A 16,361-nucleotide genomic window follows, 5' to 3' on the forward strand; every position below is an offset into this window, starting at 1 on the left:
CGCAGTAGTCGAACGTCAAGCGACTCTCCGAATGCCCCAATCGGGGCCTCGTGCGACATGGTCTCCGAAAGCATTCTGTGGCGCTAATCGCATTACGCCCGCTGCGCTTGCGCGGCACGCGCCTTGCCGTTCACACGGTCGTCGAGCACGTTCACCACGCCCAGCGCCCCATTCATGACGCACCATCGCAACGGCTCGGGCAGTGTCGACGGCGTCTTGTGATCCAGCGCCGAAAGGAGCGGATTTTCGGTGCCGCGAATCCGCCCGGCGATCATGTTTCCCACCATGGACTGGGCGGCCACGCCATGCCCGGAGCACCCAGCGCTGTAGAAAATGTTCTGATGCGCGCCCGTTGCCCCGACGACCGGCAGCGCGTCATTGGCAAAGCTGATATAGCCGCTCCAGCATGCCCGCAGCGCGATGCCTTTGAGGGTCGGGAAGCGGTCATGCAGAGCCGTGCGCAGCTCGCGATACGAATCATAGTCGGGTACGTTCGGTGTTTTGGAGCCGTATGGATAGTGGAGGCGCTTGGTCGTCACCACGAGCGTGTTGTTGACGGTCAGGCGATGGCTCTCCATGGTCCAGTGCGCCGTCACGATGCCTTCGCGTCGCAGCCAACCCAACGCCTTGCGCTGAGCATCGGAAAGCGGCTCGGTCTCGATCGCCGAGACCCGTAACGGCACGACCTTGTCTGCAAGCAGGCCGAGTTGCGGCGTATAGGCGTTGGTGGCCAGCATCAGAGCCGGGGCACTCGCACTGCCTCGCGGAGTTTGCACCATGATGACCGGCCCTTCCGTGTAAGACAGTAGCGGCGTGTTCTCGTATATCTTCACGCCTGCCCGCAGAGCCGCGCGCCTGAGCCCCATCACATACTTGCCGGGATGGAGCGTGCCCCCGCGCGGCACGTAGTTGCCAAACAGGAACGCAGGCGGAATGCCACGCGCACGCATCTCGGCCTGATCGAGAAACTCCGACTGAAAGCCCAGCTCGGCGCCGGTTCGCATGTCCTCGCGCACCTTGTCTTCCTGCGCGGGATCGATGCCCGCGCGGATAATGCCCGTCTGGTTATAGTCGCAGTCGATCTCGTGCTCCTTGAGCTTTCCCTCCACGAAGGGGACGGCCTCCTCATAGTAGCGAACGATCTCCCTCCCTTTCTGGTTGCCTATGTCCTTGAGAAAAAGATCGTACTCGAGCGCGAGTGCGCCGGCCAGATAGCCAGCGTTGCGTCCACTTGCACCAAAGCCGGCAAACTCGCGCTCGAGCACGATCACTTTCGCTCCGTGCCTGACCAGTTCCAGCGCAGCCGACAGCCCGGCAAACCCGGCGCCGACGATGATCACATCCGCACTCGTGTCGCCCACGAGTTCCGGCTGTATGTCGCCCGGCCTTTCCACCCAGCCGCCAAGCGCGCGGTACTTCTCCATGTCAGCGGTCATTTTGGCCTCCTCCGCTGGCCCAGCCGATTCGACGCGCGCGCATTGCGTGGCCGCCACTGCCGGCACCACTACGGCTACTGCCGCCGCGCCCTTGAGGAAAGTGCGGCGGTTCACTCCGGGGCGCGAGTCGCCTTGCTGTCCTGCCTGGGTTTCCGTTGTCTCGCTCATGCACGCTCCTTCAAGTCCTGCTCAGAATGTGGACGGCGAGCGCCGCCTCTTCGATACCCTGAAATCCGCCGCCGTTTTCCTGAATTGCGTGCCGCGCGCCGGATACCTGACGCGCGCCCGCTTCGCCGCGCAGTTGAGTCACCAGTTCGTATAGCTGAGCGATTCCCGTCGCACCCAGTGGATGGCCTTTCGATTCGAGGCCGCCGGATGTATTGATTGGAATACGCCCGCCGAGGGTGAACTCGCCGCGCTCGGCTGCGGGGCCGCCCTGGCCGATCGGGACCAGTTGCAGATTTTCAGCCTGGATGATTTCCCCCATTGCCGACGCGTCGTGCACTTCTGCGACATCTATGTCCTCGGGGCCGAGGCCTGCCTGTTGATAGGCCTGCAGCGCGGCGAGCCGGCCGATGTTCTTTTCCGGCTCGTCGGCGCTTCGATGCGTGAAGCTGCGGATCACGCTCGCCGCAATCCGGATGCAACGCTTGTGGTCGGCGCCGATGCGCCGCAGCCCCTCCCTGGTGCAGAGGATCGCCGCTGCCGCACCGTCCGTAACCGGCGCGCACATCGGCAGCGTGATCGGATACGTGATCGGCGGTGCCGCAAGTACTTCGTCGATCGTCAACGGCTGGCGGAACTGCGAATACGGGTTGTGCACCGAATGCAGATGGTTCTTCGACGACACGGCGGCGATCTGGCGTTGCGTGGTGCCGTAGGTCTTCATGTGATACCGGCACAGCGCGGCGTAGACCGACATGAAGCGGCTATAGGGCCGATCGGACTCCGCTCCGGGCGGCGGCTCGATGCCTTCGCCGAGCTTCATCAGCCTGGCGAAGTTTTCGTCGACGCGCGACACGTCCCAGCCCGCCTCGAACAGGGCGAATGACTTCGCCTTGTCCGCGACGTTCATCTTCTCCGCGCCGAGCGCGAGCGCCACATCGCAGGCGCCCGACCGAAGTGCCTGCGCTGCGAGATGCACCGCGGTGCTGCCCGATGCGCAGGCGTTTTCGACGTTGTAGACCGGAATGCCTTCAATCCCGATCTTGCTGAACACGACCTGCCCCGGAATTGACAGCTGGCCCTGCAGCGGCCCATTGGTGATGCCGGCATAGAAAGCCGCGCCGATCGCCCCAGCATCGCAACCCGCATCCTTCAATGCTCCGCGTAGCGCTTCGCCCGCGAGATCGTCGATGCTGCGCTCGAAGTGCCGGCCGAACACGGTCATTGCAATGCCGGCGATGTAAATGTCGCTCATGGTGTTTTATCTCAACGTTGCTGACTCAGATCCGGCGGGTTTGACCCTGCCAGTACTGCTCGCGCAGATCCTTCTTCAGCACCTTGCCGGCCGTACTGCGAGGCAGTGCCGCGACGAAGTCCACAGTCTTCGGTGCCTTGATCGAGCCGAGCTTCTCCTTGCACAACGCCACGAGATCTTCGGCATTGACGCTCTGACCCGCGTTGAGCTCCACCACCGCCTTCACGGCCTCCCCCCACTTTTCGTCGGGCACACCGATCACCGCGCAATCCTGCACCGCCGGATGAGCCCAGATCACCTGCTCGACTTCGCTCGGATACACGTTGAAGCCGCCGCTGATGATCATGTCCTTCTTGCGGTCGGTGATGTGCAGATACCCTTCGGAATCCAGATGACCGACGTCGCCCGTGTGCAGCCAGCCGTCGATGATCGTTTCCCCAGTCTTCTCCGGCGCCTTGTAGTAGCCCTTCATGACAAGGTCGCCGCGCACGCAGATTTCGCCGGTCTCGCCCTGCGGCAGGATCTCGCCGCGATCGTTCATGATTTCGACGCGGATCAGCGGGTTGGGCCTGCCGACCGACGAGAGCCGGCTGTCCGGCGCAGGCTTGCCGTCGACGAAGTGCTCGGCAGGCGTGAGATAGGAGATGGACGCCGGGGCTTCCGTCTGTCCGTAGCCGCCCGACATAACCGGACCGAACACCACGATCGCGCGCCTGAGCTTCTCCACCGACATCGGCGCGGCGCCATACAGGAAGCACTTGAGCGACGAAAAATCCTGGTCCTCGATGCCGGGGATATCGAGCAGGCGATAGATGACCGTCGGCGGCAGGAAGAACTCCGTGACCCGATGCTTCGCGATCGCCGCGAGAAGAAGCGCCGGCTCCGGCTTGGGCAACACGACCACCGTGCCGCCGCGCGCGGTGCACGGCAGCGAGAGCATTCCCGCAGTATGCGTCATGGGCGCGGCGGCGAGATTCACCGGCCGCTCCACGCCATACGGAAACGCCATCATGAACTGCGCGAAGTAGGTTTGAAACGCGCGATGCGTGTTCATCACACCCTTCGGCAAACCCGTCGTTCCACCCGTGGCCGAAAGGGTCACGATGTCGTCCATGTCGTAATCGACGCGCGGCTCTGTCGCAGATTGCGCCGCGCTCCACTTCTCGAGCGACGGCGCCCACGGCAGATCGGCATCGATACAGACCCAGAGCCTGACCTTGGGCAGACTGGGACGCAGTGCTTCGATCGCCGGTGCGAACGTCTGGTGGAAAAACAGCGCTTCGCAATCGAACGCGTCGAGGAGGTACTGGTTCTCCTGCGGCGCGTTGCGCCCGTTCACCGGGATCCACACCACACCCGCACGCCACAGCGCCAGCGTGCAGGTCCATGCCGTGACGTCGTTGTCGGCCCAGACCGCTGCCTTCGCTTCCTTTTCGAAGCCGGCAGCGAGCAGGCCGTTAGCGATGCGGCACGACAGCGTGTGCACCTCATCGAACGAATAGCTACGCTCGTCCTGGATGTAGGCGATGCCGTTGGGGTTGATGCGCCAACCGCGGTCGAAGAAGTCAATGATTGCCATATCCCGTGTTTCCCTGTCTGTCCTGAATCTGTCCCGAAACTGCGCGCTCGCGGCGCTTACAGCTGAGCGACGGTCGCGCGCGCGAGCCCACGCTGCTCGAGGAAGCCGAGCAGATAGCGATGCCCGAATGCCTGGGAACCCGAGGCGAAGCCCACCTTCGCGGTCTCGCCGTCGAGCAGCTTGATGGCCGCGGCCGTCTGGATCGCGCCGGTCGCGATGTATGGCGTGATGCCGTGCACGGTCGCGCGAACGGCGGAGAGCTGGCCGCGGCCAATCGCGAAGTCGACAGTGCGATGAAGCGACGTGCGTTCGCGCGGCGGCATGGCCGGCGTGGTCGAGTCGACGAGTTGCTTGAGCACCGCATCCTGCTGCTCGCGCGGCAAGTTCGCGTACTCGGCTTCCCACTTCTGTCCAAGCGCGTGCACCATCTGCATCGCATTGTTGTCGTAGAAGCCCACGCAGGAAACGCAGCTGCGCACGCGCGGATCGTGCTCGAAGTAGACCGGCAGCGACGTCCCGCCCCACGGCAGGGCGAACACGGGCTGAAGGAAGTCGGGAGAGGCGATGTTGAACGAAGCGTGGCTGTCATGCGGCACCAGCTTCTTTTCCCACAGATAGCATGCTTCCTGACGATAGCCTTCGAAGATGGTCGCAGTGGAGCCCACGCTCACACCGGCGCCGGCGCCGCGCGGGCCGCGCGTGAGCGTGGCGGTCTCCAGCGCATCGATGCCGGGCGTTTCAAGCGCCAGTTCGGCGGCGATTTCCGCGAACGTGTACATGTAGGCATTCGAGGGCGATACCAGCAGCCCCGCCTGCCGGAACTTCTCGCCGAACTGTTCGCGAACCTGGCGGATATAGTGCTGCTCGCCAGTGGTGTCGAGGTAATGGCAGCCTGCCTTGAGCGCCGCTTCCACGGCGGTAAGGCCGAAATTGAAGAACGGCCCGACCGTGTTGCACACGACCTTTGCACCGCGAAAGGCATTCACGAGCGAATCCACGTTGTGCTCGGCTTCGATGACTTCGTAGTTCGCCGATTCGAGGCGCACGACACGCTGGGCCATCATGTCCTGCGTGCGCTTCGCGTTACGCGCGACCGCCGTAAAGGGAATGTCCTGGTCGATGAGCCAGTCCATGATCAACATGCCGGTGTAACCACTTGCGCCATAAACGACGACGGGATGCTTTGCCATGCTTGTCTCCTGAAACGTGATTGGTTAATTGTTGCGTCTGTCAAATGCGGGGATGTCGCCGGCGGCTGACAAACAGCACCGTCAGTCAGTGTTGCGATGAAGCACGCTTCATTAATAGAACACAATACCCACCTTAGGTCACATTGACAATTTAAAGAAACTGAAAAAATACAGGGTGTTCCCCTGTCACCCCACTGTTCCTGCCCGTTACGCCATGGCAGCTATTGCGCGCCTGCGGCGCTGCCACCCGGCGTCAGGCTCGCCAGATAGCTGGCCACCGCCTGGATGTCTTCGCCGGACAACGTGGCCGCCATCCCGTTCATTGCGCCGCTCGGGTCACGACGCTCGCCCGTCTTGAACGCAGCAAGCTGCTTCGCGAGATAGGCTTCGCCCTGGCCCGCCAGTCGTGGCACCGGGTTGCGGCCCATGAACGACGCCCCGTGGCAGGCCTGACAGCTTTTCGCCGCTACGAGCGCCATCCCGCGCTTTTCGAGCGCCGCCTGGCCGTGCACCGCTTCGCTTTGGGCCGGCGTCTGCCGCGCGAAATAGACAGCCAACGACTTGATCTGCTCGTCCGTCAGCTCCCTCGCAATCGCCCCCATGTGGGGGTTAGGTCGCAGGTCGCCGGCAAACGCGTGCAACTGGGCGACGAGATAAGCTTCTGGCTGTCCGGACAGCGCCGGATACCAGGCGTTGACGGACTGCCCGTGCGCACCGTGGCAGAAGTAGCAGGTCTCCTGCGGTTGCGGCCATGGGCCACCGTTGGCCACTGCCGTCTTGTCGATCTCGCTCATCGCCTTTTCGAAATGCATACCGTCGAGGTAATCGCGTCCGTAGAGCGCTCCCACGCCTGCGACGCCTGCCAGCACAACGGCTGCGCTTACGATCCATGCCCGTTTCATTCACGCCTCCTCGCCGCGTCGAGTGAAGCCGGCCAGCGCCTGCAAGGCAGCGCGGTGGCCCGAACGCACGGCACCGTCCATCGCGCCGGCCCAGATGTCGGCGGTTTCAGTCCCTGACCAGATCAGGCGCCCCACTTCGGGATGCAGATACTTGCCCCACCTGGTCCAGAAGCCCGGCGGCATGGGATTGATGCAATGCAGGGTCCACGGATCGACCCGGCCCCAGTCGTAGTCGTGGAACTGCGTCGGATGCAGCGCGCGGTCGCCGAATGCCTTGGCAAAAGTGGCCGACAGCGTCTTTTCGGCCATCGCGGAATCGTCCGGCAACATCCCCGGCGCGACGAATGCGGCGATCACGCCGAGCGATGCATCGGGAGGCGAGTTGTCGTACGCCATGAAGACCGGGCCACCGACCTGGAAGATCGTTCCGCAATAACCGGCGTCGCGCCAGAACGGTTTGTCGTAGACGTGGACCGTCTTGCGCATGGGGGCGTTCGTGGGCCAGTTCTGCTGGAGTTGCGCCCGCCCGCCGGGCAACGGCGGATCGAAAACAACCTGATTGCACAGGGCCGGATTCATCGCGACAATCGCACGACGCGCCTTAACCACGCCCTGATCGGTGTGCACCTCCACAACGTCACGATCCCAGCCGGTGACCTTGCGCACGGGCGAGGACAGCCTGACCTTGTCGCCGAGTTGCTCGGCCATCTTGATGCTCAGACGCTGCGAACCGCCGACGATGCGCGTTTCCTGCGCGCCGCCCTTGAACGCTTCGAGCTGCGTGTAGTTGCAGCTTGCACTGTTGATCATCGATAAGTAGTGCAGCAGACCCAGCTGCGCCGGCGCACCGCCCGTGGTCAGCTTCGCGGCTAGCGCGAGAAAGTAGCCGTCCTCGTATTTCACGCCCTGCTGCAAGAGCCACTCGCCGTAAGAGAGCTTGTCCAGTTCCGCCAGATGCGGCGCTTTCCACGGCGCGCCGGACGGCACGCCGCGCGACAGTTCGGCAAGCCGGTTGCCGATCGTGTCGTCACCCCCAGTGCCGCCATGAAAATCCTGCGCCACCGTAGCGCCCTGCGCCATCACGATGGTCTTACCCGTGTACCAGCTCGGAAACGTATCGATCTCGAGTTGACGTGCCAGATCGAAGATCGCGGTCTGGCCGGGACCGATCCACTGCCCTCCGGCTTCGGAAACGACACCGTGTCCGAGGTCGTGGTTATAGGTGCGTCCACCGACGCGGTTGCGTGCCTCGAGCACGACGAACGAATCGCATCCGGCCAGTTTGAGGTCACGGCCCGCGGTCAATCCAGCGAGACCCGCGCCGATGATCGCGACGTCCAGAATGTCGCCGTTCATGGGCTTCGTTACGGCGGCCTGTGCCAGCGACATGCCGCCGGCCGCGAGTGACGCCGCGCCCATCGCCGTAACGCGTAGCAGTTGGCGCCGGGTCTGTGTATCCGGCTTACGTTTCCGATCCATCTTTCATGCCCAATTCAGTTTCATTGTTTCTCCCCTTTCCTTCTCTGCTCTTAAGGAAAACGTTCTAACAAGGTAGCGACTGGCGCTTCTCAATGGACCGTCAGCACCCCCTCCTGCGAAAACAACACCGGTTTGCCGGCGCCATCAATCAATGCGGCGGTGAGCGTTGCGCGATCGTCGCGCTGATGAACCTCGAACGACGTGCTGCCCTCGCGTTGCCGGAACACAAGGCCATCGAGCCCGACGCCCATCAGTCCGTTTCGAGTCGCTACGAGATCGGTGATCGAACTCTTCGTGCCCACGTTCAGCGCCGCCCACGTCGCCCCGCCGTCGCTGCTCTGGTACAGGCTGCCCAGCAGCCCGCCCACCACGATCCGCCCGTCGGGCAGCGCCACGCCCGTCCACAGCGTGCCCTTGCCGCCCGTTGCCTGATAGCTCCAGTTCGCGCCACCATCCGTGGACTTCAGCACCATCCCCTGTTCCGAATCGATATAGAGCGCGCCCTTGCTGTCGGCAAAAATGTGGTACAGGTTGCGGTCCGCCCTCGTGCCACCCGGCGGCTTCGGCACAGTCACCTTCGTCCACGTCTTGCCGCCGTCGTGCGTGGCGAGCATCAGCGACCACAGGCCTACGGCCACGCCATCTCTCTGGCTCGTGAACAGCACTGAGAAGAGCGGCTGGTCCACCGAGAGGTCCATGCGCTGCTTCTGCCAGGTCTCGCCGCCGTCGCCCGTTGCGAGAATCAGGCCCCACTGGCCGACCGCCCAGCCGTGCTGCGCGTCGGTAAAGGTGACGGCCGAGAGCGTCGCCGAAACAGCCGCTCGTTTCGCCTGGCGCCACGTCTTTCCTTCGTCATCCGATATAACGATGACGCCGTGCTCGCCCACCGCCACGATGCGCTTACCCGCGCGCGTGGCGTCCAGCAGCATCATGTGGGACGGGGCCGCCCACGCGTGTGCGGGCATCGCCGCCCACTCCGCAATGGCTCCCGGCGGCAGAGCCCAGACTGCCGCACTCGCGCACAGCGCGGCACAAGCAACAAGTATCTTGATCATGACTGCGTCTCCCCTGTTCAATGGCTGAAGAGTCCAGGCGCACGCGCCGGTTTGCGCCTCGGGAACCACCGTTCCAGCACAGAGGCCAGCGCCGGCAGCGCCGTCATCGCCATCAGCAGGTTCACGAGGAACATGAACGCCAGCAGCTTGCCCATGTCGGCCTGGAACTTCAGCGCCGAGAAGCTCCACGTCGCCACGCCAATGGCCAGCGTGATAGCCGTAAAGATCGTCGCCACACCCACTTCCAGCATTGCGTGCTGCACAGCCTTCACGATGTTCTGCCCGCCCGCCAGATGCACCTGCAGCCGGTTGTAGATATAGAACGCGTAATCCACGCCAATACCCACCGCCAGCACCATGACGGGCAGCGTCGCCACCGTGAGCCCGATCTGCAGTTCCTTCATGAACCAGTAGCCGATGAAAGTCGCCACCGAGAGCGGCAGGCAGCACGCGAGCATCGCGCGCCAGTCGCGGTAGGCGAGGAACACCAGTATCAGGATCGCTGCATACACGTAGAGCATCATGGGCAACTCGCTCGCTGCCACTTCCTCGTTGGTCGCGGCGAGTACGCCCGCATTGCCCGCCGCGAGACGCACGGTGATGCCCGGGAACGGATGCGAAGCGCGATACGTCTTCACGTCGTCCAGGATCCGGCTGATCGTCTTGGCCTTGTGGTCGGTGAGAAACAGGTGCACGGCCGTCATGCTGCAATCCGCCTTCATGAAGCCCTTCACCCGGCCCACATCCACCGAGACCGCGCCGTAGTTCCCAGGGTCGATCGGCACGACATTCATCTTCGGGTAGTCCTCGTTGTAGCCCTGGTTGTAGCGGCGCAGCATCGCCGAGTAGGACTCGACCGACACCACGCCTGGCTCGGTGCGCATCGCGCTCGTGAGGTCGTCCTCGTACAGGCCGACTGCCGGGTTGTCGCAGCCCTTTTGCGCCGACTCGATCGCGACAGTGAGCCAGTCGAGGCCGATGTCGTAGCTCGAAGCGATCGACGTGGCATCGCTGTTGAAACGCGCATCCGCACGCAGTTCTGGCGCGCCCGGCTGCAGTGTGCCGATCACACGGTCGCGGCTTTGCCACGCGGCAAGTGCGAACACCACCAGCGTCAATGCAACGGTCACGCCTGCATAACGCGGCTGGGCGATGCGCGCGAGCCCGCGCAACCACGCCGAGCGCCGCTCGCTGCGCTTGAGCGCGCTGTCCGCGTAGCTCTTCGCGAAGTTGAAGCATGACGCCGCCACCGGCAGCAGGATCAGATTCGTCACGATCTTGTATGCGACGCCGAGCGACGCCGTGATCGCCAGTTCCCGCACCATCGGTATCGGAATCAGCAGCAGCGTGATGAACGATACGAATGCGGTGACGAGTGCCAGTACGCCCGGAATCAGCAAACCACTGAAGCTGTGCCGCGCCGCATCGAACGAGCTGTTGCCGTGCGCAATCTCCCGCACGATGAAATTGACCTGCTGTACGCCGTGCGAGACGCCAATCGCAAAGACCAGGAATGGCACCAGCACCGCGAGCGGGTCCAGTCCAAAGCCCAACAGCTTCAGCGTGCCGAACTGCCAGACGAGCGATGTCAGCGAGCATGAAATCAGCAGCACCGTGAAGCGCACCGAATGGCAGTACCAGTAGACCGCAAGCGCCGTGAGCAGCAACGCGATGCCGCAGAAGCCGAGCACGGCGGTCGCGCCATCGGCGATATCGCCGATCTGCTTCGCGAAGCCAATGATCTGGATTTCATAGCCCGCATCTTCAAACGGTTTGCGGATCTGGGCTTCGAGCAGGTGGTTGAACGCCACGTAATCGAGCACCTTGCCATTGCGGTCCCGCTCGTTGAGCTCGGCCGTAATCATGGCGCTGTCTTCGTTGTGCGAAACGAGCGTGCCGATATAGCCGCCGAGTGTCGTCGCACGGCGCACCTTCGCGACAACGTCGGGCGTGAGCTGGTCGGGCGTGATCGTGCCGGAGATGATTGGCTCCGCGCGGAAGCCCTCGTCGGTGATCTCGTTCACGTAGGCGTTCGGCGTCCACAGCGACTGCACGCCAATGCGGTCCACGTTCGGCAGGTACGTCACCGCCTGGGTCACCTTGTACAGTCGCGTAAGCCCTTCCTTCGTCCAGATCGAGCCCTTGCGTGCACGCACGACCACGGTGATCCGGTTCGCTCCGAGCAGGTCGGAGCGGTACTTCTGGAAGGTCTGAATGTATTCGTGGCCGATCGGCATCTGCTTCTCGAAGCCCGCATCCATCCGCAACTGCACGGCAAAAAATGCCATGACCACGGTGAACAGGCCAATGCTCACCAGCACCGCCATGCGGTGACCGAAGAACACCCTTTCCAGCGTTTTTACCAGACGATGTAACACGGCATTTTCCCTTCAAATGTTTCGGCAGCTCCGGCGACAAGCGGCATCGGACCCCACGCCGGCGTTTCGGCCATCAGAAGTTCCGGGTGACGAACATGCCGACGAAGTTGCGGTCTGCGTAGGGATTGCCTACGGTGTTGTGCCCGCCCCAGAACAGCGTGTAATTGATGCCCGCCTGCCAGACCGTCGGGTTCTGGTTGAACAGCACGTAGAGGTTCAGCGACTTCGAGCCCTGCAGGTAGTTCGCGGTAAGCGTCGGCGTATAGCCGTAGAGTCCGTCGGCGAACGTCACGCCCGGCGTCACCTGCCAGCCATGAATCAGCGTGCCGTCGTAGGTCCAGTTGAAATCGATGGTTGCGCCCACGGAGCTCGACGTGCCCTGCGCCATGCCGATCGGGTAGCCCAGGCTGGATCCGTTGTTCAGCCAGGGCAGGTAGCCCGCCTGAGGCACCTGCGTGACCGTCTGGCCATCCACCGAGCGCGTGACGCCGCGCTGGCTCAGGCCAGGGTAGTAGATCCATGTGAGCTCCCAGGTCAGCGTCGCTTCATCCGCACCGAGCAGCTTGAGGAACGGATACTCGCTGCGCGTTAGCGCCAGCAGCCCGTTGATGTCGTACTGGAGCTTCTTCATGTCGGCCCATTGCTGGCAATTCACGCCGGCCACGCCGTTGGTGTTCAGGTCCAGTGGGCCACCTGCGCCATAGCAGCTCGACAGTGCGACGGCATCGTGCGGCCGGTACGAGAGCTCGGTGCCGATCGCCCAGTTGCCGATCCCGAAGTTAGCGCTGGCGCCGAAGAGCTGACGGTTCTGCAGATACGACCAGTCCAACGTCCCATTGGCCAGAGACGAAAGCACCGGCGACTTGTCGGTGTAGTTCTCGTAATAGACAGCAAAGTTCGCATCGAAGGAGCGCGGCGAATAGTTGAACTTCATGCCGAACTGCGGATGGTACTTCGATGGCGCCTGCCAGTTGACGGGCAGGCCGACAACGTTAAAGGGAGGCCCCGCAAACGCACCGCTGACGAGGCCGTTATTGATGCCGTCGAGCACGTTCTGGTTGCCGCTGCTGGCCCCCGCGATGGTGCCGGCGCTGGGGCCGGCCACGTTCAGATTAGTGGTGCTCACCGTATACGGGTTGGTTCCCCGGCCCAGGCTGTTCGATACCGACCAGAACGAGCCCACCGGCGGATAGCGGTTGCCGTTCCACGAAAACTGGTAGTAATCCTCAGTACTAAAGCCATGAGAAAGGTCCGCTGCAAAGCTGATCATCGGCGCGGGCAGCAGCGCCTGCTTCAGCTGCGAGCCGGGAATCAGCAGCTTCTGCACGTCGAGAGAGTTGGTGGCGTTGATACCGCCCTGCGCGAACATGCTCTCGCCCCAGTTGACCACCTGGTTGCCGAGGCGCACGTGCGCGCTCTGCCCGTTGATCGTGAAATCCTTCTCGCCCCAGAGGTCGAGCAGTTGCACGTTGTAGACGACCTGCGCCGCAGCGGTGCTCGACAGCGGCGTGCGGTTCGTGTCGCCGGCGAGGAAGTCGTACATACCCGTGCCACGGATCATGAACTTTAGGCCCTCGCTTGGCATCTTGAAGAGCAGTTCGCTCGTCGCGCTGACGTAGGTGCTGAAGGGCTGACCCTTGCGGTAGTTCAGATTACCGTCGTCACCCACGCCCCATTGATTGGTGTTGGCTGCCGCGCCGCAACCGAACGAGTTCGGGTCGCCGGTAAGCGAGCAGCTCGGGTTTTTTGTGCGGATGCCCGCGCCCCCCGTGAGGTTGGTCACCCATGAACCCGTGAGATCACCAAGACCCGTCGTGAACTCATAACCGTACGCGCTGGTCGCAGCCGTACCGAACATGGCCAGCGACGCCGCAATATATCTTCCGATGATCTTCGTTTTCATGGATCTCCCCTGCCGTCACCCTCGATCCCGGCGCACGTCACCGATGCACGCCGGTCCCTGGTCCTTCGCCGAACTTCAGCGCTCGCTCACCGATCGCAAGGATTCAGCCGTGAAGAAGTCCGTCTTGAAACGCGGGTCGTTGACCTGCTGGTACCAGCGAATGTCCTTACCCTGGCCAATCGACGAGGCGTCGAACACGTAGCGCCCGTTGTTGACGTCGTACTGCACGAACGGCTCGTTATCGCAGGCGCCGCCCAGTTCCCACACCGGGATCGGGTAGCTCTCGCGCACCTTCCAGAGCTTGCCCTGCGCGTCATAGTCCTCGCCCACGAGCGCAAGCCAGCTATCCTCGTCCAGGTAGAACACCTTCTTCGACGCAACGTGGCGCGCCGTGGGCTTGAGCGTCGCCTCCACGACCCAGACGCGGTGCACCTCGTAGCGGCGATGATCGGACGAGATGCCATTGGGCGTGGCGACGTCATGCAGTTTGTCCTTGAAGGTGTACATGCCGAAATCGTTATACGGGACGATCATTTCCTTCTTGCCTACGAGCTTCCAGTTGAAGCGGTCGATTGAGCCGTTCAACATGTTGGATTCGTCGATCAGATACTGATTCTCGAAGCCGATCAGTGGCGCATCGTGCGTATAGGCCGGCATGCGTCTCACCCGGCGTTGGCCGGGGAAGTAGTAGTACGTTTCCGAATCCTTATCGAAGTACTGCCGCTGCACGAAGGCCTGCCCGGCCAGTGCTGCCGGCGAATCGACGGAAAAGTAGGCACCGAGACTGAGTTGGTCAACATCCTGCGGCGTGCTGCTGCCATCCTTGCCCCCCGGGAAATAGAACACCTGGGGACCGATTGCGTCGATCCAGTCGCTGCCGCCCGGGCGCGGTGAAATGGACGTGACAACCGGCGACCACTCGACCCCCTCGCCGCGGTACCGTGTTTCATAGTTGAGGATCGCCTCGGCGCCGTTCGTCGGCTGCGGAAACGCCACGCCTGGTAGCGCCGCCGCCTGCAGCGTCTCGCCATCCGAAGCGAGTTTCGCCGTCGTGAGATTTGCCTTCGAATTCTGCTCGGCGAAATCCGGCAGCTGGCATTCGCGGTGGGACGGATAGACGTCCATGCGGTAGCCCTTCAACTGCTTGACGAGCTGAATCTCCCCCGGTGACAGCTTTTCGGCGTATTTGTCGACGTTCGACGCATCGATCGTGTACAGGGGTTTTTCGTTCTTGTACTTCCAGAAGTCACCGCGGACCTTGCCCCACTCCCAGCCGGCCGGCGTGGCTTCCCTGCCGGCAAACGCCGGCACGAGTCCGTCCTTGCTGGCCGCGCGCTCGGCGCCTGACGGCGTGAGGTCGTCGGCAACTGCCACTCCGGCCACGAGCAATAAAGTAGCCGTGATGGCGGACATGGTTCCGATGGTGTGCTTTCTCATCATGACTCTCCTTCCGATCCAATTTTCATTCGTAGTACGCATCGTTAGAATCAAACCCTACACATCGGGGCCGAACCGCTCAGTCCTCGCCGCAGCCTGCCACGGCCACAGCCCGAATCTCGATGCACAACTCTGGCAGCGCCAATTGTGTTACGCCAACCGCAGTCCACGACGGATAGCGCGCCGGGAAGTACGCGTCCTTGACCGCCGAAAAGGCCTCCATTTCACCGCGTAAGTCCGTGTGAAAGGTGGTCAGCTCCACCACGTCGGAGAGGCTCGCGCCCGCCGTCTCGAGCACGGCTTTGAGGGACTCGAAGGCGATGCGGGCCTGCGCCGGCATGCCCTCGCCGGCTTTCATATCCGTGCCGATGCCGACCTGGCCGGAGACCCAGATCGTGTTCCCCACGCGGGTCGCGGGTGAAAAATGGTAAGCGTCGTAGAACGCCTGGAACGGCGGCGGGATGATCGATTGCCGCGTAGTGGACATTGTCATGATGGTGGCCCCTATGGTCAGACGAGTTGACGGAAACACGGTGCGCGAAACGGATCCCCTTCTTTCAACGCGGCAAGTTCTTCGATGAGCAAGACACCGGACGACGTGAAGCCCGAGACGCTCGGTTGCGGCAGCGGACTGAAAACCGCGACGTCGCCGAAGAAGCGCAGCACGAGCGTGTGGCGCTCTGGAAACGCGCTGTCCACCGCGCCGCCGCCGTGCAGCACGCCCGGATGCAGCAGCAGGACGTCACCGGGCTCCGTCGCCCACGAAATGATGTCGTAAGCAGCCGGGTTATCGCGGCGCTCAGCTTCGATATTCGGCAGGCGCGGCCAGACATCGCCGCCATGGAGAGGATCAGTCGGATCTTCAGCATTTTGAAAGGTCGTGCCATCGTGACGCGGACCTCGATGGGATCCCCGCACAATCTCAAGCGCATTCTGTTTGGGGACGGCCTCAAAGCTGATCCACGCATTCCCGAGGTGCATCCCCTCCCATGGCAGGTAGGACGTGTCCTGATGCCACGGCGAGCGACCGCTCCTGCCCCCACTTTTGAGGAACAGCTCCTCTGCGAAATACCAGACGTGATCCGAGGCCCACAGGTCCGCGAACAGTCGGCCGAACGGCAGTTGGCCAACCAGCTCGTCCAGACGCCCCTTCGCATACGGATTGGCGTTGTCGTTGTGGGTCTTGTGTACCGTGCCTTCGAACAGGCTGCAAGCCATAGGCCCGGGGTTCTCTATGCCCCAGTCGAAGACCTCCCTGCACCGCGCCAACTGCTGCTCGCTGAGAAGACCTTTGACGAGAACGGCGCCGTCCTCGGCGAACGCCTCGCGCGTGGCTTCATCCATGTCTGAACTCCTGAATCGTCAATCGGCAGCCCGGTTCAAAACGCTTCCCGCGGCGCCTTTGTAGAAAATACCACCAAAGTTAGGTCATGATACAAAACCAAAAAAAAGAAAAAAGAGAGGGAATTCCCTGCCTTCACAAGGTTGAGCACAAGATGCCAAGCCACGGTTAGAAGCAGAACGCGGCTCCCGTTCCTGCAAGCAGCTCGGGCGCCCGAGGTCCCACCTTCGAGGACGATAG

The 16,361-nt window shown here is 62.8% G+C and carries 12 protein-coding genes; all 12 read right to left on the bottom strand.

Annotated features, from left to right (window positions below; translation table 11 throughout):
- Positions 1-92 precede the first annotated feature (92 nt).
- On the bottom strand, positions 93-1,604 hold the full coding sequence (locus HDG32_RS31365; RefSeq protein ID WP_409340069.1) for an FAD-dependent oxidoreductase: 1,512 nt from the start codon (positions 1,602-1,604) through the stop codon (positions 93-95).
- A gap of 10 nt (positions 1,605-1,614) precedes the next feature.
- Entirely contained in the window at positions 1,615-2,856 is a 1,242-nt protein-coding gene (locus tag HDG32_RS31370; RefSeq protein WP_184073292.1) for a thiolase family protein, read from the bottom strand.
- 25 nt (positions 2,857-2,881) lie between these two features.
- Positions 2,882-4,435: a class I adenylate-forming enzyme family protein gene (locus tag HDG32_RS31375; RefSeq protein WP_184073294.1), complete on the bottom strand. Its 1,554-nt coding sequence runs from the start codon at positions 4,433-4,435 to the stop codon at positions 2,882-2,884.
- A gap of 56 nt (positions 4,436-4,491) precedes the next feature.
- The gene (locus HDG32_RS31380) at positions 4,492-5,625 is read right to left on the bottom strand and encodes a trans-acting enoyl reductase family protein (RefSeq protein WP_184073296.1); all 1,134 of its coding nucleotides are present in this window, start codon (positions 5,623-5,625) and stop codon (positions 4,492-4,494) included.
- A gap of 221 nt (positions 5,626-5,846) precedes the next feature.
- The gene (locus tag HDG32_RS31385) at positions 5,847-6,527 is read right to left on the bottom strand and encodes a c-type cytochrome (RefSeq protein WP_184073298.1); all 681 of its coding nucleotides are present in this window, start codon (positions 6,525-6,527) and stop codon (positions 5,847-5,849) included.
- Positions 6,528-8,006, bottom strand: a complete 1,479-nt coding sequence (locus HDG32_RS31390) for an FAD-dependent oxidoreductase (RefSeq protein WP_184073301.1) — start codon at positions 8,004-8,006, stop codon at positions 6,528-6,530.
- An 89-nt stretch (positions 8,007-8,095) separates the two neighbouring features.
- Entirely contained in the window at positions 8,096-9,061 is a 966-nt protein-coding gene (locus HDG32_RS31395; RefSeq protein WP_184073303.1) for a YCF48-related protein, read from the bottom strand.
- A 17-nt stretch (positions 9,062-9,078) separates the two neighbouring features.
- Positions 9,079-11,439, bottom strand: a complete 2,361-nt coding sequence (locus HDG32_RS31400; RefSeq protein WP_184073305.1) for an efflux RND transporter permease subunit — start codon at positions 11,437-11,439, stop codon at positions 9,079-9,081.
- 73 nt (positions 11,440-11,512) lie between these two features.
- Positions 11,513-13,342, bottom strand: a complete 1,830-nt coding sequence (locus HDG32_RS31405) for a DUF1302 domain-containing protein (RefSeq protein ID WP_184073307.1) — start codon at positions 13,340-13,342, stop codon at positions 11,513-11,515.
- A gap of 75 nt (positions 13,343-13,417) precedes the next feature.
- Positions 13,418-14,782 (bottom strand): DUF1329 domain-containing protein, encoded by a 1,365-nt coding sequence (locus HDG32_RS31410; RefSeq protein ID WP_184073393.1) that lies wholly within the window; start codon positions 14,780-14,782, stop codon positions 13,418-13,420.
- 76 nt (positions 14,783-14,858) lie between these two features.
- The gene (locus HDG32_RS31415; protein ID WP_184060698.1) at positions 14,859-15,272 is read right to left on the bottom strand and encodes a RidA family protein; all 414 of its coding nucleotides are present in this window, start codon (positions 15,270-15,272) and stop codon (positions 14,859-14,861) included.
- A 17-nt stretch (positions 15,273-15,289) separates the two neighbouring features.
- The gene (locus HDG32_RS31420; protein WP_184073309.1) at positions 15,290-16,123 is read right to left on the bottom strand and encodes a phytanoyl-CoA dioxygenase family protein; all 834 of its coding nucleotides are present in this window, start codon (positions 16,121-16,123) and stop codon (positions 15,290-15,292) included.
- Between the last annotated feature and the right edge of the window lie 238 nt (positions 16,124-16,361).

Source organism: Paraburkholderia sp. CI2, from assembly GCF_014201055.1.
Taxonomy (GTDB): Bacteria; Pseudomonadota; Gammaproteobacteria; order Burkholderiales; family Burkholderiaceae; genus Paraburkholderia; species Paraburkholderia tuberum.

Bases quoted from the DNA above. Each gene is read 5' to 3' on its own strand.
- HDG32_RS31365 (WP_409340069.1), bottom strand. From the start codon at position 1,604: ATGAGCGAGACAACGGAAACCCAGGCAGGACAGCAAGGCGACTCGCGC.
- HDG32_RS31370 (WP_184073292.1), bottom strand. From the start codon at position 2,856: ATGAGCGACATTTACATCGCCGGCATTGCAATGACCGTGTTCGGCCGG.
- HDG32_RS31375 (WP_184073294.1), bottom strand. From the start codon at position 4,435: ATGGCAATCATTGACTTCTTCGACCGCGGTTGGCGCATCAACCCCAAC.
- HDG32_RS31380 (WP_184073296.1), bottom strand. From the start codon at position 5,625: ATGGCAAAGCATCCCGTCGTCGTTTATGGCGCAAGTGGTTACACCGGC.
- HDG32_RS31385 (WP_184073298.1), bottom strand. From the start codon at position 6,527: ATGAAACGGGCATGGATCGTAAGCGCAGCCGTTGTGCTGGCAGGCGTC.
- HDG32_RS31390 (WP_184073301.1), bottom strand. From the start codon at position 8,006: ATGGATCGGAAACGTAAGCCGGATACACAGACCCGGCGCCAACTGCTA.
- HDG32_RS31395 (WP_184073303.1), bottom strand. From the start codon at position 9,061: ATGATCAAGATACTTGTTGCTTGTGCCGCGCTGTGCGCGAGTGCGGCA.
- HDG32_RS31405 (WP_184073307.1), bottom strand. From the start codon at position 13,342: ATGAAAACGAAGATCATCGGAAGATATATTGCGGCGTCGCTGGCCATG.
- HDG32_RS31410 (WP_184073393.1), bottom strand. From the start codon at position 14,782: ATGATGAGAAAGCACACCATCGGAACCATGTCCGCCATCACGGCTACT.
- HDG32_RS31415 (WP_184060698.1), bottom strand. From the start codon at position 15,272: ATGACAATGTCCACTACGCGGCAATCGATCATCCCGCCGCCGTTCCAG.
- HDG32_RS31420 (WP_184073309.1), bottom strand. From the start codon at position 16,123: ATGGATGAAGCCACGCGCGAGGCGTTCGCCGAGGACGGCGCCGTTCTC.